This is a genomic window from Paenibacillus rhizoryzae, from assembly GCF_059686995.1.
This window is the reverse complement of the sequence record NZ_JCAALT010000006.1, coordinates 397903-414117: the sequence shown is the minus strand read 5'-3', so window position 1 is coordinate 414117 and position 16215 is coordinate 397903. Positions and strand designations below refer to the sequence as shown.

General features: G+C 52.3%; 9 protein-coding genes, 1 pseudogene and 1 other annotated feature. Of the genes and pseudogenes, 8 read left to right on the top strand and 2 right to left on the bottom strand.

Annotated elements, in window-relative coordinates; translation table 11 throughout:
• Positions 1-22: 22 nt before the first annotated feature.
• Positions 23-283, bottom strand: a binding site (T-box leader).
• A gap of 181 nt (positions 284-464) precedes the next feature.
• Positions 465-1244: a class I SAM-dependent methyltransferase gene (locus AC6ESO_RS19840; protein WP_497092873.1), complete on the top strand. Its 780-nt coding sequence runs from the start codon at positions 465-467 to the stop codon at positions 1242-1244.
• Positions 1244-2197, top strand: coding sequence for a phospho-N-acetylmuramoyl-pentapeptide-transferase (gene mraY / locus AC6ESO_RS19835; protein WP_497092872.1), 954 nt, complete (start codon positions 1244-1246; stop codon positions 2195-2197). Before AC6ESO_RS19840 ends, mraY begins: the two co-directional genes overlap by 1 nt.
• Positions 2198-2961: 764 nt before the next feature.
• Here the strand turns inward: mraY and AC6ESO_RS19830 are convergent.
• Complete coding sequence (locus AC6ESO_RS19830; RefSeq protein ID WP_497092871.1) at positions 2962-3891, bottom strand: ArsR/SmtB family transcription factor; 930 nt, start codon at positions 3889-3891, stop codon at positions 2962-2964.
• 161 nt (positions 3892-4052) lie between these two features.
• Between AC6ESO_RS19830 and AC6ESO_RS19825 the strand changes: the two genes are divergently transcribed.
• From AC6ESO_RS19825 to AC6ESO_RS19810, 4 genes are all read left to right on the top strand, one after another.
• Positions 4053-6809, top strand: a complete 2757-nt coding sequence (locus AC6ESO_RS19825) for a glycoside hydrolase family 2 protein (protein ID WP_497092870.1) — start codon at positions 4053-4055, stop codon at positions 6807-6809.
• Between the two features lie 309 nt (positions 6810-7118).
• Positions 7119-8501, top strand: coding sequence for a response regulator (locus tag AC6ESO_RS19820; RefSeq protein WP_497092869.1), 1383 nt, complete (start codon positions 7119-7121; stop codon positions 8499-8501).
• 90 nt (positions 8502-8591) lie between these two features.
• Positions 8592-9914 (top strand): glycosyl hydrolase family 28 protein, encoded by a 1323-nt coding sequence (locus AC6ESO_RS19815; RefSeq protein ID WP_497092868.1) that lies wholly within the window; start codon positions 8592-8594, stop codon positions 9912-9914.
• A 219-nt stretch (positions 9915-10133) separates the two neighbouring features.
• Positions 10134-13130, top strand: coding sequence for a cellulase family glycosylhydrolase (locus tag AC6ESO_RS19810; RefSeq protein ID WP_497092867.1), 2997 nt, complete (start codon positions 10134-10136; stop codon positions 13128-13130).
• Positions 13131-13301: 171 nt separating this feature from the next.
• Here the strand turns inward: AC6ESO_RS19810 and AC6ESO_RS19805 are convergent, their stop codons facing one another.
• Complete coding sequence (locus tag AC6ESO_RS19805) at positions 13302-15431, bottom strand: CBM96 family carbohydrate-binding protein (protein WP_497092866.1); 2130 nt, start codon at positions 15429-15431, stop codon at positions 13302-13304.
• 273 nt (positions 15432-15704) lie between these two features.
• Between AC6ESO_RS19805 and AC6ESO_RS19800 the strand changes: the two are divergent.
• Positions 15705-15911 (top strand): annotated as a pseudogene (locus AC6ESO_RS19800) (YiaA/YiaB family inner membrane protein); the annotation flags it as partial.
• A gap of 30 nt (positions 15912-15941) precedes the next feature.
• A complete protein-coding gene (locus tag AC6ESO_RS19795) occupies positions 15942-16205 on the top strand; it encodes a YiaA/YiaB family inner membrane protein (protein WP_497093011.1) in 264 nt (87 codons plus the stop codon).
• Positions 16206-16215 lie beyond the last annotated feature (10 nt).

The window sequence follows — 16215 nt, the reverse complement described above, 5'->3', positions numbered from 1 at the left end:
AAAACAGAAAAAGCCCTCATCCCGAAGGGACGAGAGCTGTGCTCACGTGGTACCACCCAATTTTATAAATGCCTCGCGGCATTCACCTCTTCAGGTACGCCGCGGTTCGCGGTTATACCCTAGCACAGTAACGGGTGCAGGATCCGGCGCAGCCTACTCCCATAGAGGGTTCGGGGCGCAGCTCAGAGACCATATTCTCGCGGTTATTCTTTACCCCTTTGCACCGGCCGGGGCTCTCTGTTAAAGACATCAACGCGATACTCTTTCTCTTCGCAGCTTTTGTTTGAATATTCAGCTTATTCGAGATTATAATACACAGTATTTTCCAAGTCAAGGATACACGCTTATGATCGTACAATATGCCGCTCTGTTTCGAATCGTGCTAATTCGCCCTTGCAACGATTTTCCATATAATGCTAGCATTTAGGATAGTAGACTTCCAAACCAAGCGGAGGGATCCAAACATGCTGCAGCAGCACAAGGCTATCATTCAACTCAATAAAGAAGGCTGGAATAAAGTAGCGGATCAATTCTTTGAAGGCTCGTTCGAACATCTATCGTATGGTTCCTATGCGCCAACGGAGGAAGAGTTGAACTTGCTGGGGACAATTACGGATTGCACGATCGTTGAAGTAGGGTGCGGCAGCGGGCATACGCTGGAGTATCTGGCCAAGCGTGGAGCGCGCGAGCTCTGGGGCGTTGATTTGTCTGGCTCGCAGATTGAGACGGCAAGGCAGGTTACCTCTAACTTGGACATGTCTGTCGTCCTCATGGAGACACCTATGGAAGAGATGTCGGAGCTGCCGGAGAATTATTTTGACAAAGCGGTATCGATTTATGCACTCGGTTGGACCGTGGATTTGCCGCTGACGCTAAGCCACATCCATAGAAGCTTGAAGCCCGGCGGGATCTTCGTATTTAGCTGGGAGCATCCCGTACATAGCGTGGTGGAATACAGCGATGCAGAGTTGAAATTCAGGCGGTCCTATGTGAAAGAGAGCTTCGAGCGGCATGAGGCATGGAGAGGTACGCCGATTGTCATGCACAACCGCAAGGTTAGTACGTTCATCAACGCGTTGATCAGCGCGGGCTTCGTCATCGATGCTGTAATCGAAGAGTCTGAGGTGGATGATGAGGACAACGTCAATCCGGCCAAATGGTACTCCGGCACAAAAGCGCGCATCATCCCATCTACGCTCATTATGAAGTGTCATAAATCTCGCGCTGAAGGAGAACCGGGCTAATGGATACTTCCATACTGAGTGCGTCTGGAATTTCGTTTCTGCTCGTAACGCTGCTGACTCCACTGCTCATCTGGGGCTTGCGCACACTGAAGCTAACGCAGCCTATTCGTGCAGAATTGCCGCCGGATCATCAAGCTAAACGCGGCACGCCGTTAATGTCGGGATTAATCCTGCTGGTTGGCATTATGGTTTCGGTCTACGTTCATCCCCAGCCGATGGTGCTGTTTATAGGAGCAACGTTTGTTTTATTCGGTGCCATAGGGTTCATGGATGATTTTCGAAAGGCAGCATTTCAAGATCCATCGGGCATTTCCGGCAAAATGAAGCTGGTTCTTCAGTTCGCCTTCGCCTGTGCATTGCTGCTTGTATTGCTTCAGCAATTCAACTTAAGCACGGACATTGCGGTATTTCGGGGCTTCTCGCTCAGCTTACCTCCGTGGCTATATCTGGTGATCATGCTTTTGTTCATTGTAGGCTCCGCTAACGCCATTAACTTTACCGATGGGTTGGACGGGCTGTTGATCAACGTCGCGATTCCGACCTTTTTCTTCTTCTTTGTCATCTCCGAAAGAATCGAAGTGCAGACGTTCTCTCTAGTTATGATAGGCTGCCTGCTGGGACTGTTCATCTATAATATTTACCCGGCAAAAGCATTCATGGGCGACACCGGCTCCCTAGCAATTGGAGGTTCGCTCACCTTCTTGGCGGTCGTCGAGAAGGTAGAGATTCTGATTCCGATTCTGTTCATCATTTATCTGGCCGAGCAGCTGTCTGTGATCCTGCAGGTGTGGTATTACAAGAAGACGAAGCTGCGCATCTTTCGGATGGCGCCGATTCATTATCATTTTAGCTTGAAGTATGGCTGGAGCGAGAACAAAATTGTCATGATATTCGGGTTTGTGTCGTGGCTGGCCGCGTTTGTTTCGTGGTTGCTCTGGAAATTTGTCTTGTAATCCTGCGAGAGAGGCAACCGACACCTCTCGCAAAAGGCGGCTCTTCAACTAACTGTGTCTTACCTACTTCATTCGTCGCTCCCCCACCACTGTATTGCACCGAAAGCCGCTCTCTTGGCAAGGGCTGTACGAAATTAGCCGCTTGGGCGTCCATGTAGATCCCCAGGTGTGCTTCCTGCGCGATATTAGTTACTTTGGTGTCCATGTAGATCCCCGGGTGAGCTTCCTGCGCGATATTAGTTACTTTGGTGTCCATGTAGATCCCCGGGTGAGCTTCTTGTGCGAGAATAGCTACTTTGGCGTCGATGTAGATCTCTGGGTGAGCTTCTTGTGCGATATTAGCTACTTTGGGCGTCCATGTAGGCCCCCAGGTGTGCTTCGTGCGTTAGCGTCTCCAGGTGTTGCTGCTGCGCGCTAACGAACCGTACGGGCCTTATTTAGGTGAAAATCGCCCTCTTTCAAATCTAACGAACCGTAGGGACGCTATTCTGCCCAAAAGGCTCGAAAAGGGGACTCCAAACATGAAATAGGGCCTGTAGGGTTCGTTAGAATTTCAAAATGAGCCAAATTGCTGAAATAAGGCCTCTGTGGTTTGTTAGAGTGAGAAGCCGGCGGCATATCCCTGAAACTTCACAGTGTGAACTACCCATTCTGAGCCAGAGAGGTGCCAAGCAGGGCCCCTGCCAGCGTTCAGCTCCCACCACAAAAAAAGGACTGTCCCAAAAGTCGCGGCTGCGCACTGTTGAGTCAGTCCTTCTATGGATCTATTCCGCGTAGCGGATAAACGACAGCAGCAGATCCTGCCTGTGGTCGCCGAAGTCGGCGCCGAATAGGTTAAGCCCGCGGCAGTTGACCGCGTCTTCGGACACTTCCAGCCTGACGCGAATGGGCTTGTTGTACTGCAGGCCGAGTGCCGCAAGCGTTGTTTCCGACGATGCTTCGCCGTTCACTCGACTGCCGGAAGCGGAGATGCGCCACTCGGTCAGCTTGCCGTACTCGGTGCCGCTCTTCCATTTGTCCGGAGTTAACTTACCTTTGCGGTCGCCGAGATCGCCGGGGCTTGTCCATGTGCCGACAAGCTGGTCGTTGATGATAAGGGAAATATCGGACGACCAGTCCATCTGGAAGCCTGCCGCTTCGGAGCATAGCTCTGCGCTGAACCACAGCTCATCAATGGCAACGCCGGGCGGCATCGGATTGGCAAAATAATATTCCACATAACCCGCCCCAGCGAACCAGAGCAAGGAAGCCTCTACCCGTTCCGGCAAGTAGAAGGCGCGCGGATCATCGACGGATCCCAGTTGGACGCAATCGCGTGTAACGATGCCGCATGTGGGCTGGACGGCACAATGAGCGTACATGCCGATTGGCATGCGCAGCTCTTCCGTGCGAAGCAGTCCTTCACCAAGCTTCACGGGCAAGTCCAACTGAATGGAGCGACAGGTGACGGAGCATATTTTCTCCCGACTCGCGCCGAGTGTGGATGTAATCAGCTCTACGTTCTCCAAGATCTGCACGTTTACGGAAATGGTCGGCTGCGCAACGCCGAGTGCTTCGGCGAGCTGGCTGACGCTCATCGATTTCTCGCCCAGTGCTTCCAGGATACGGACGCGAACGTCACCGGACAACGCTTTGGCCACATCGATTAGGCGGGTGGAGGGATAACGAATGGTATCTTGTTTGAGTTCACTCATCTGCATTTCAACCCTTCATCGTTCAGTTCTTTCATTACCACCAGTGTACTCTATAATTGGTGTATTGTAAAAACATAATATATATTGATTAAATCATATACCGATGCTAAAATGAGGGCAATTCAAATCCATCCACCACCCTGAAAGGTTGTGTTTCCCAAATGGCTGCTCAAGCTTTGAAATCTGCACAAACAGAAATGCCGCGTCCCGAGTACCCGCGTCCGGATTGGCAGCGCCAAGATTGGCTGAATCTGAACGGCGTATGGGATTTCCGTCTAGATACTAAAGAGAATGTAAGCGATTACTCCGCCGCTTTGCAGCCTTCGGATCAATTTGATTCCGAAATTACGGTACCGTTCTCGTGGTCCAGCCCGTTGTCGGGTATCGGCCGTAACGAGACTGGAACAGGCTGGTATAAGAAGACTGTAACATGGGCGCCGGCAGAGAGCGGATCGCTTGTATTCGTGCGTTTTGGCGCTGTCGATTATCGCTCCGATGTATGGGTTAACGGCATTCATGTCGGTTCGCATGCTGGCGGATATGGCAGCTTCGAGTTCGAGGTTAGTACGCTGTGGAAGAATGATGCAGAAAACACGATCATCGTGCGAGCAGAAGACTTCGACCGCAGCTCGCAGGCACGAGGCAAGCAAGGGTATGGCGAAATTCGCGGGATCTGGCAGCCGGTATGGCTGGAGGCGCGGCCGCAGGCCTACATCCAATCGGCTAAATTCAACACCCGTATTGACGGCGGCATTGAAGTGAATGCCGCGATTACTGCGCAGGAAGCGGGAGAAGCCACGCTGCAGTTTAGCTTCGCCGATCAGTCGGTGCAGCATACGGCAGTTGTTCAGCTCGAAGCAGGCAGCAATGCGGTCAACGTATCGTTCATCGTAAGCGACCCGCAGCTGTGGAGCCCGGAGTCGCCGTTCCTCTATGAAGGCGAGCTCACGCTCAGCAGCGGCACAAGCACGGATACGGTTGCCACGTATTTCGGTATTCGTGAAATCGGGACGGCATTGTTCGGTGACCGCTCGTATCGCTGGATCACGTTGAACGGCAAGCCGGTTTACCTGAACGGTACATTGGATCAGTCGTTCCATAAAACCGGTTATTTTACCTATCCAACGGATGAAGAGATGCATAATGAAATTTACTTGCTGAAACGCCTTGGCCTGAACATGGTCCGGATCCATATCAAACCGGAAGAGCCGCGCAAGCTGTACTGGGCGGATAAGCTGGGCATGCTCGTGATGGAAGATATGCCATGCTTCTGGGGCAACCCGGATGAGACGGCGCGCACTTCCTATGAGAGCGAAGCCAGAGAAATTATCGATCGTGACTACAACCACCCATCGATCTTCTGCTGGGTTATGTTCAACGAAACTTGGGGCCTGAAGACCAACCCGCAAGGGGATGGGTTAACAGGGGAGCCGGGCCAGCAGAGCTGGTACTTGCCGGAAACGCAGGAATGGGTGCGCGGGATTTACCGCTGGGCGAAGCAAACGGATCCGACCCGGGTTATCGAGGATAATTCCCCGTGCAACTTTGACCATGTCGAGTCGGATTTGAATTCGTGGCATTTCTATATTAACGGCTATGAGCAAGTACGCGAGCATGTATCGGAGATTGTAGAGAAGACCTATCCGGGCTCAGACTTCAACTATATCGGCGGCAACTTGCAGGGCGACGCTCCGCTCATCAACAGTGAGTGCGGCAATGTATGGGGCTTCACGAGCGGTGCGGGCGACAGCGATCTCGCATGGCACTATCGGTACATGCTCAACGAATTCCGCCGCCATGACAAGATGTGCGGATTCGTCTTTACGGAATTCCGCGATGTAACCAATGAGTTTAACGGCTATTATCGCCTGGATGGAACGGACAAATATTTCGGTTACGAGGAGTTTGTACCGGGCATGTCGCTTGCCGATCTGCATGCGGCAGACTTTATCGTCATCGACGCGCCGCCATGTCAGACGGTTCAAGCCAATGCGCAGGTAGCAGTTCCGCTGCTGCGCTCCAGCTATTCGGACCAATACCACGGCCAGCAGCTGCAGCTGAGCTATGAGCTGTGGTTTGACAACCTCGGTATCCGCACGGTTGCGGATCAGGGCGCAATCGCGCTTAACTGGGATGGCTTCGGCGTAACAGCAATTGATGCGCCGCTTACCGTTACGATGCCGAATCAGGATGCGGTTGCCGTGCTGGCGGTCTCCCTGAAGGATGCCTCCGGCAAAGTTGTAACACGCAACTTCATTACATTCGATGTGCGCAGCGGAAGCGAAGATGGCGTCTACGATGCAGAGGGTCGTTTCGTCAATGTACCGGTTACGGCATTTGCCGGGCACAGCTTCAACTATCAGTGGAATGCGATTCAAGGCTATAAAACAAACGGCGGCGGAGAAGGCCAATTCGTTTACGACATTAACCTGCCGAGCAAAGCAGAGCATAACGTCATCCACCATGTAGATATCCGCTTCGAAGCCAGCGCGAAGCGACTGCTTGCCCGCAATGTGGAAGGGGCTACGGATCGCGCGCACACGATTAGCTTCATGCACGGGGCTGACGCAAACGTGGAGCGCAACAGCAACACGTACTACATGACGGATGAACAGCGTCACGAATCCCGCATCCATGTTCTTATTGATGGGGAGCGTGTCGGTTCGTTCCTGCTTCCGGATAATCCTGCAGATAGCAGAGGCGTTCTGTCCTGGCAGTATCAAGAGGTGTATAACAAGCTGGATGAAGCGGGATCTTTCGGCTACCTATGCAGCGTAACCGTGCCAAGCCGAATCGCAGCGAAGCTGGATCGCAGCCGCAGCTTCAAGCTGACGCTTGAGGCCGAACAAGGCGGTCTTGCCCTCTACGGGCGAAATGCCGGACGTTATCCGTTTGATGTGCTGCTTCAATTGAGGTAGTTAACGATTCATGCCGCGAAGTATTAAACAAGACGGTTAGCAGCAATCCTCCTACAAGCATACTAAAACAGCCGAACAAGTCGTCCCACAGCGGGGCGGCTTGTTTTGGCATGAAAAGTAACAATCTTCCCACTCCGACCCAACAGGTTTCACCCCTCTCTTTATTGAACACTTAACTAGATCCATATATATTTAGGGGGAACTTGGCATCCAGACTGGCAGAGGCGCCACTAAAACGTAAAGTCTGAAGCGGTGGCAGAGGAGTCGGAGATCAGGCACAGCCACGCATTAACTTTGAGGAGAGATCGTATGATGAAGGCGATCATCGTGGACGACGAATATTTTGTGCGCAAAGGGTTCATGCATATTATTCCTTGGCATGAGTTAGGGATTGAGATCATCGGCGAGGCGGCTAACGGCGAGCTTGCCTTGGAGCTCATGAAGCAATCCCATGTGGATTTGGTGCTTACGGATTTGACGATGCCGGTGATGAACGGATTCGAGCTGATCAGACAGGTTCGCGAACATCATATTGGCACGTGGATTGCCGTCTTAACCTGTCATCAGGATTTTCATCATATTCAAGAGGCTGTGCGGCTTGGAGCGATCGACTATGTGGTCAAGACAGAGCTGGAAAACGACACCTTAAATAAATCCATCGCGCGCATCATTGAACGCATACGGTTAGAAGAGAAACGTAAGCTGGAGCTGCAGGAGCAGCATCAGGAGGCGGAGGAGCCATGGGCGTTGTTCTTGACGCCTGTTACGAATGAGGCAAATTGGGAGCTGCCCTTTGAGCTAATTATGCCCAGCCATAGGAGTCGCGCAATAACGATACAGAAGAAGGGCATCTATGTCAGGCGGGAAGACCTGCTTCAGAAATATACGAATATTGCACAGCTATATGCCGCGATGGATTGGAATCAGTGGATTCCGGTCATAATCCGCGGTGTGCGGAATTTGCCCGAGAAAGTCATGGTGCAGCTGTTGACCCGGTACCGGGACGAGAAGCTGTTCTTTGATTTCCAGGCGCAGAAGACGGGCTATGAAATCGACTGGATTGAGCTGGAGACTCGGCCTATCACCACCGATGATGCCGTAATGCAAGTGCTGAAGCAGCAGTGGCGTTCCTTCTACTGGGTGTACCACGATGGCGCTTTTCACGACTTGATGGAAAAGGTGCGGGAGCGAAGACCGGCGGTTTCGGTTTGGATCGAGCATCTGAAGAACACCGTCCTTTTGTGGCGGCATTTTGAGTCGATCTCGGAGTCGATGGACTGGGCTGCTGCTTGCGAGGAGCTGCTGTTCTGGGAGCAATGGACGGACTGGCTCAGGCTCGTTCGCTTGCGGCTGCGCCATCATGAGCTCTCCGAGGATGTGTGCATCGGCATCCTGCGGGCGATGCAGATGATTTCGATTGATTTGCAAAGCAGCATGAATCAGACCGAGGTGGCAAAACGCATCAATTTGAACCGGAGCTACCTCAGCCGCTGCTTCAAGCAATATGTCGGAAAGCAATTTCAGGATGTGCTGAACGACCTGCGCGTCGAGAAAGCGACGGAGCTGCTGGCTACGACGAACGAGCCTGTCTATCAAATCGCGGAGAAAACGGGCTTTCAGGACGAGAAGTATTTTAGCAAATTTTATAAACAGCAGACCGGCAGGCTGCCCAAGCATGTACGTAAAGAATAAGTTTCGTACGGGGTGCAGACGAGTTTCGCACACGTTCCATGATGGACGTTCGCTACAATGGTTTAATCAGCTCATTAGGAGAGTGTAACCATGCAGCAATCCACGATTCAGTATCAGGCTCCGGCGGCCCAAATCGCAGCTTCCGAGCGGTATAAAGTACGTATCAACGGGCAGCCGGTATTCGTTTACAGTAGTCAAGGCGCAGGGTATGCGATGCTGTCCGCCGAAGGCAAGGTCACTGTTGAAATCGAAGACAGCCAAGCGGCCGAACAAGCTGTCGTTCGACCGCTCCGTCATGCGATTCAGCCGGTTCAAGCCGGCGGCGTGCTGCGTTTCGAGGCAGAGGCACCGATTAAGCTGTCGGTAGAGTTCAACGCTAACATTCGCGAACCGCTGTTTATTTGGATCAATCCGCTGGAAGCCGAGGCGCGTCCGGATCAGGCCGATCCATCAGTGCGATATTTTAAAGGTGGAGAGGTTCATCATGCCGGGGAAATCACATTGTCAGACGGAGAGACGGTTTACATTGAAGAAGGCGCCATCGTACATGGACGAATTAAGGCTGAGAATGCATCGAACATTGCAATTCGCGGCAGAGGAATTCTGGACGGTTCGCCGTGGAGAGAGGCCGAGGAAGGCAGCAAAAGACATCTGATGATGCTGCTTGCAGGCTGCAAGCAAGTGACCATCGAGGGGATTTCCGTTATCGATGGGCCGACCTGGCATGTGGTGCCGGCAGGCAGCACGCAAGTCGCGATCAGCAACATCAACATTCTGACTTACGCGGGAACCGGTGACGGCATTGATATCGTAGGCTGTGAGGATGTGACGGTGGATAATGTGTTCGTTCGCTCCAAGGACGACTGCATTGCGATCAAAGCCGTCGATTATTTCCATCCGGCCGGCCTGCATGATGTGAGAAATGTACGCGTGACCCGCTCGGTGTTCTGGAACGCAGAATGGGGCAATGCACTCGAGATCGGTTATGAGACGCGCTGCGCTGCCATCTCCGAAGTCGAATTCAGCGACTGCGATATTATCCGCTGTGAATTCGAAGGTTACGAGTCCGGCGGTACGTTTACGATTCATAATGGAGATCGTGCGGATGTGCATAATGTGCTGTACAAGAACATCCGCGTGGAGGATTCACGCGAGAAGCTCATTGATATTAAAGTGCAGTTCTCGCAATATTCGAAGGATGCGGAGCGCGGCCATGTCCGTGATATTCGTTTCGAAGACATCGCCATTGTCGGCGGCTTGCTGCCGGTTTCGATTATTCGCGGCTATGATGCCGAGCATAGGATTGAGCAGGTCACGATCAGCAACCTAACCTATCAGGGCGAGGCTCTTCGCGGAGCGAACGAAACGAAGATGGTCGTTGAGCTGAGCAGGAAGATCTTATTCGTTTCCTAGTCCATTTTGCAGTTCATCCATGCGTTCATTAGGACCGTCTACCTATGTGTAGCGGTCTTTTCTATTTCAAGGGTGGAATTGCGTATGATTTCCAGTTAAGGAGGAGACAGATTTCACTGTTCTACCTACTTTTTTCCATATTGGAGCCATCCGCGCCAAAATTATAATTAGAATTGCGGTCCCAGCATGTCACTCGAAAAATGAAGGGAAATGGTGAGCATGGTCAGCATTAAGAAGTGGGTCTCGATAATGGCAGCCGTTATGATGATTTTCTCGTTGGTTAGCCAAGTCGCACCCGTTCTCGCAAGCGCTTCCAATGAGGAATACACAAGCGATTTTAGCAGTGCCGAAGGTTGGACACTGGATGCCACGCTTTCAATTGCCAATGGCAAGCTGCATTCGGAGTCATGGAGTGCCTATCTGCAATCAGCGGTCACAGACCAGAGCTTTGACGGTACGTATTCATTCCAAGTCGACGTCGAGGCGCCTTTGTCGAGCGGACACTGGAATGCAACCCGGTTGCTGTGGGGATATCAAGACGCAAGCAACTATTACGAATTGCTGTTAGGCAATGCAAGCGTTGCGAACAATGCGGCAAACGTTTCTTTGAAGAAAATCGTGAACAATGCGGAAACCGGTTTGGCAACTGATATTGTTTACGGAGTAGGCGGCAAAACAACCACATTGCAAGTCATTCAAGAGGATGACGGGCATATCTCGGTCAATGCCCTTCAAGCGAACACGGTTACCAAATTGTTTGACCGGGTTGAGGATCACGCGTATAATGCGGGCAAAATTGCGATCGGTGTTCGAAGCAGCCCGATTGATTTCGATAATTTCCGCGTAGTTGAAGGTGTAGAAGTGCTGACCGCGCCGGAGCAGCCGGAAGTGCCGGTCGTGGAGACGCCGACTATGGCAGACGGTAACTTTATTGTCCAAGGGAGTGAAATTAAGGACCCAAGCGGAAACACATTCATCGCCAAAGGCGTCAACGTGAACGGCCCGCGCTGGCCTTGGTCTCGTCCGACATTGCCAGACGTGAATATGATCGTGGACACTTGGAAATTCAATACGGTTCGTGTGAACATGTTCCCGCGCATGGAGCATTGGAACATCAACAATAACATGGATTTGGACGGCATCGTAAATGCGTTTACTTCCAAGCATGTCGTAACCATGCTCGAGGATCATGATTTCACGGGCTCGTATCCGGGTGAAACCGGCTCAACCGCCGCGGATGGCAGTTATTCCATGTCCGTGGACGAACTGAAAGCCTATTGGATTACCCTCGCAACGAAGTACAAAGACAATCCGTACGTCTGGTTCAACATCATGAATGAACCGGGGCAGACCGGACAAGGGTATTCGACTAGCGAGTCCATTGCGCGCTGGAAAGAGGTGCATGAGGAAATCATTGCAGCCATTCGTGCGATCGGGGCGGAGAATATCATCGTATTGGACGGTCATTTGTACGGCCAAGAGGGCGGATTCCGAAATGGAACGCCTGACAGCGCGATTTTGTCTACGGGCCAGCAGCTGGCGGCATCGTACGATAATCTGGTGTTCTCGCTTCACATGTATGGGGAATGGTTTAATGGCCAGCAGCGGCTCGCGAACTATCTGGATGAAGCTGCAAGCAAAGGTTTGGCACTGATTATTGGAGAGTATGGCGGGGGAGACAGTCAGACTACGAACGTAACGGCCGCGATGTTCAATGAGGCTGTTCAGCGTCATGTGGGTCGACTTGTATGGGCATGGGAAGGCGAGGATCAATTCGATCTGACAGCCAATACGACCAAAGGCGGCGGCTGGGAAGCCGATAAGCTAGACGGCTCACGTCCGGCGAATCTGAGCTGGCTTGGCAATCAAGTGTGGGATGACAATCATAATTCGTTGACGTTACCGGTGACGCTTAACCTGCCTGCGATGGTCAACGGTAACTTTGAAGACGGCTTGACCGGCTGGTTGAACTGGTCGCGCGCTGAGCTCGCAACAGGAGTTGGAGTCGATAATTCTAAAGCGTTCAAGGTGCCCGCAGGTGGAGCGGGAGGCGGCGGTCAATTTGTTACGATTAAGCCGAACACGACGTATACGCTGACGGTTTGGGGTAAAGTAAGCGGCGCGATTGAATCAGATACCGCTGATGCGGGATTCCAGTATAAACCGACGGAGCAATCGCCGGATTCCGATCAGATCAAATTCATATTGTCGTTTGATTCGACGGCATGGACGAAGAAAGAAGTGACGTTCACGACGGGGACAAGCGTTGCGGGAGCTAACGTATTTGTATGGAAGTCGGCAGCCGGCGTGGACCTGCTGGTCGACAACGTTTCGCTTGCGGAACAACCGCCAATTGTCGTGAATGGCGATTACGAGAAGGATTTGGACGCCTGGATGAACTGGGGACGTCTTGAAGCAGCGGCAGGAGCAGGAATTGGCGGCTCGAAGGCGCTGAAAGTAACGGCCGGCGGTGCTGGCGGCGGCGGTCAATTCGTGACGGTGAAACCGAACACGAATTACAAGCTGACGATCTGGGGCAAGGTGAGCGGCGCAACCGAGGCGGATGGCGCTGCTGCAGGCTTCCAATACAAGCCGACGGACCAATCACCGGATTCCGACCAAATCAAACATGTATTGTCGTTCGACTCGACCGAATGGACGAAGAAAGAGGTCGTGTTCAAGACGGGAGCCAGTGTAGCGGCTTCGAACGTATTTATTTGGAAAAACACAGCTGGCGTCGACTTGCTGATCGACAACGTTCAACTGGTCGAAACAACGGAAGACCCGGGTGAGGTGACCCCTGAGCCGCAAGGTTTGACGCTGGATACCGCTGTATTCAAGAACGAGGCAGGCGCAATTGTTACGAGCGTGCCTGCCGAAGGGATGCTGCTCGCCGAAGTGACGGCAACGAATCATGGCGCGGCTCAGCCAGTGACCCTCGTTGTGGCGCTGTATAACAAGAAAGGCGTCATGAAGGCAATGTCGTCCGTATCGAGAACGTTGAAGGACGGCGAGACCGCTACATTCACCAGCGGTTTCGATCTGCCGAAACGCGCAGAGAAGTTTACGGTTAAGGTGATGGTTTGGAATAACCTCCAGGATAAGGTGCAATTGGCGGACCCGATTGTCATGCTGCCTTTGACTAAGGATGACAAGAAAGAAGAGAAGAAGCAAGAGAAAGAAGAGAAGAAAGACGTCAAGAAAGATAAAAAATAATCGTTGCGGAGCGGTTCCGCTCGAAGAAGCAGCCGGCCAAGGGGAGTTCCTTGGTCGGCTGTTTTTTCACTATGAACAAGTGCTGAGATGTTTGCATCAAGCAGGCGATTGATTACAATAGAAAGCACCCCTTAGAAGTTCCTAAGGGGTGCTCTTTTTAGTTGCGGCCCATCAAGGATGAGCTGCAACCCAATCCACGATGGCACGGTATTTCGGCGCGCTTGCGTTCGATTGGCCAGTGAACGCTTTAGCTCCCCACGCGCCGCCGGAAGACCAAGAACCGGCATGCGCATAATGGTTATAGAGCACGAAATACGGAGCGAATTTGTTCAGCATGTACGTGTATTCGGTGTAGATATTCTGGTTGCCGCTCCATTGATCGGCGTTGGTCAGCACATGCTGTCCGCCCTCGTAGCAGCCGAGCTTCACGTTATATTTCTGCGCGATGGCGACTGCAGTCAGTACGCGATCTGTGAAAGTAGCATCAATATCGGCGTGGAACTGGCTTTGAATGCTGGCACTTGCACCGTCTAGGCCGCTGCCGACATATGGCGCGATGGCAATCATATCGGCTTTCTGATTCGTCGGATTCCAAGTGGTGCTGTTCACGACATTCGCATAACCTTGGTCGAAGATGTCATAGTTGCCGCTGAAGGAGGCAACCCGCACTACGCGTGCGGCCATCTCGGAGCCGTACACAGTCGCGAATTGGTTCCAGATCTGAACGGATCTGTACAGGCTGAATGCGCCGCCTTGATACCATTGATTGGAGCCGGGCAAGCCCAGCGCAACGCCTTGATCGAGTGTATATTGGAACTGCGCGAAGCCGCCGTTCCATGTCTCATTCGAGTATTCAACGTACACTTTCAGCGCCGGTTTCAGCTTTGATTTGATCAGCGCAGCAAGCTGGTTGGCGTAGTTGTTATCCGCCATATGAGGCAGGGTCACCCACATATCCTTATTGGTCCGGTTACAGAGATCGATCATCCATTCATAGGCAAGGCCGGCTCTGATCGGGTCAGATGGCCCGATGTAGCCGATGTCGCTGTTCACGGGATCATTCGGCAAGCGGCGCTGTGACCACGTTTGCACCTTGGAGTTGTTGGTGCCGCCCCAATCCATGAAACGAAGCGTCGTGTAAGGCGCGAGCTCGCTAATAAACGTCGGGTTCCACACATCGTCGCCGTTTGCATAGGCAGTTGCCCAGTTCACGGTTGTTTTGAACGGCGTTTCACCGCTCCACGTGCCCATGAACCAGAAGTTCGTTCCGATCTTCATCGTCCCCGTACCGCCGCCCGGAGGGTTTGTGCCGCCGCCGCCGGTGCCGGTCGTAATGATCAGCTCCGGTTTCGTGCTGCTCTCCCGCGACTGGTACACTTCCCAGCTGCCGAGATTGGAGCTGAAGCCGAAAGTCACGGAGGAGCTGGCTGCGCTCAGCTTGCTCTGCACAGCCGATGTGACATCGAACTCCACATACCCGTTCGCCGTAACCGACTGGGTAGCGATTTGCGTACCTAATGCAGGTTTTGCACCACCTTCGCTCCAGCTCTCGGTCGAGGCACTGTTTACGATAAGGGTATGGTTATTAGCGTGGCTGCTATGGTAGATTCGGACCTTGGCGCTTGAAATGGATGTGGAAATACCGCTAAGCGAGAACTTCGTAAAGAGGTTGTTCCACTGACTGACATTCAATGCTGCATTCGTACCGGCAGCAACATCGCTCTGCGTATCCGTGTCTGCGACAGGATTCAGCGTAGAGGCTGAGCTGGCAGCGTTCGGCGTAATGACGAGTACGGGCTTGTTGCTGCTCTCCCGCGATTGATAGACTTCCCACGAGCCGATATTCGTGCTGAAGCCGAAGGTGACGGAGGAGCTTGCGGTGCTTAGCTTGCTCTGCACGGCTGCGGTTACATCAAGCTCGATGTACCCGACAGCGGACACGGCTTTCGTATTGATTTGCGAGCCTAAGGATGGTTTAGCAGAGCCTTCGCTCCAGCTTTCGGTGGAGGCGCCGTTCACGATTAAATTATGATTCGTGGCGTGCGTGGAATGATAGATTCTGACTTTCGCGCTTGCGATGGAGCTCGGCACGCCGGACAAGCTGAATTTGGTGAATAAGTTATTCCACTGACTGATGTTCAATGTCGTATTCGTACCGGCAGCGACATCGCTTTGCGTATCTGTGTCTGCGACGGGATTTAACGTAATATCTGTCGCCGCCATTACCTTGGTATCATCGCGATAAGCAGTAAAGGACCAGATTAGGGCAATTGCCAGCACAATCGAAAGCCATTTCCTCATTACATATGCCTCCTTGAATAGTGGTGTAAGAATGCCTTGTTTCGTGAATTTAAGCGCTTTCAACCTCCTTCAGTAAGAGGTTACCAAAGTGGATTTTTATGGTAAAGGCAAAGTTGTGCACTGGTGAGGGGGGAATTGTGTGCAGCATAGAAAACGGCAGCTCGGGCTAATACCTGGTACTAGAACAAGATGGTACTTATGGAGGTCGAAGGTCCGCAGTATGATTAAGCCATAACAAATAACCGAACAGGTTATACGGGAGGGCTTTAAGCCATGATGGAAACGACGACAACGAATCGCAAAAACTTTTACCGCCGCCGTAATACACCGACGTATACGTTTATGGCATGGGCAGCATTCGTATTGGCATGCGGCTTCGAATTCGTGGGGATTTACACGCTGGAGCAGCCGCTGTCGGTGCAAGGCTATTATGCGGTAACAGGCGTTCTGCTCATCATCACCTCCTTCCTGCTGCAGAAGGTTGCGCGGGATAACGACGAAGATAATTTTCTGAAGGAGTTTAATCCAAGCTACCGCAAAAGAAACACAGCGGCCTTTACCTTCCTCTCATGGGCCGGCTTCGTGCTTGCGATTCTCGCTGAATATATCGGTCTCTACACCTTGGAAGAGCCGTTCTATGTCAAAGGGTATTACGCCATCGGCGGTGCGTTCCTCATCGTTGCTTGTCTCGTCTTGCAGAAAACCATTCGCGATAACGAAGAGGATCAGCTGCATCTCAAAGAAATAGCGGATGAAAACACGGCTAATTTGTAGGCAATATCCA

Excerpts from the sequence above, each read along its gene's own strand:
- AC6ESO_RS19840 (WP_497092873.1), top strand. The coding sequence starts at position 465 with ATGCTGCAGCAGCACAAGGCTATCATTCAACTCAATAAAGAAGGCTGG.
- AC6ESO_RS19810 (WP_497092867.1), top strand. The coding sequence starts at position 10,134 with ATGGTCAGCATTAAGAAGTGGGTCTCGATAATGGCAGCCGTTATGATG.
- AC6ESO_RS19815 (WP_497092868.1), top strand. The coding sequence starts at position 8,592 with ATGCAGCAATCCACGATTCAGTATCAGGCTCCGGCGGCCCAAATCGCA.
- mraY (WP_497092872.1), top strand. The coding sequence starts at position 1,244 with ATGGATACTTCCATACTGAGTGCGTCTGGAATTTCGTTTCTGCTCGTA.
- AC6ESO_RS19830 (WP_497092871.1), bottom strand. The coding sequence starts at position 3,891 with ATGAGTGAACTCAAACAAGATACCATTCGTTATCCCTCCACCCGCCTA.
- AC6ESO_RS19805 (WP_497092866.1), bottom strand. The coding sequence starts at position 15,431 with ATGAGGAAATGGCTTTCGATTGTGCTGGCAATTGCCCTAATCTGGTCC.
- AC6ESO_RS19825 (WP_497092870.1), top strand. The coding sequence starts at position 4,053 with ATGGCTGCTCAAGCTTTGAAATCTGCACAAACAGAAATGCCGCGTCCC.
- AC6ESO_RS19820 (WP_497092869.1), top strand. The coding sequence starts at position 7,119 with ATGATGAAGGCGATCATCGTGGACGACGAATATTTTGTGCGCAAAGGG.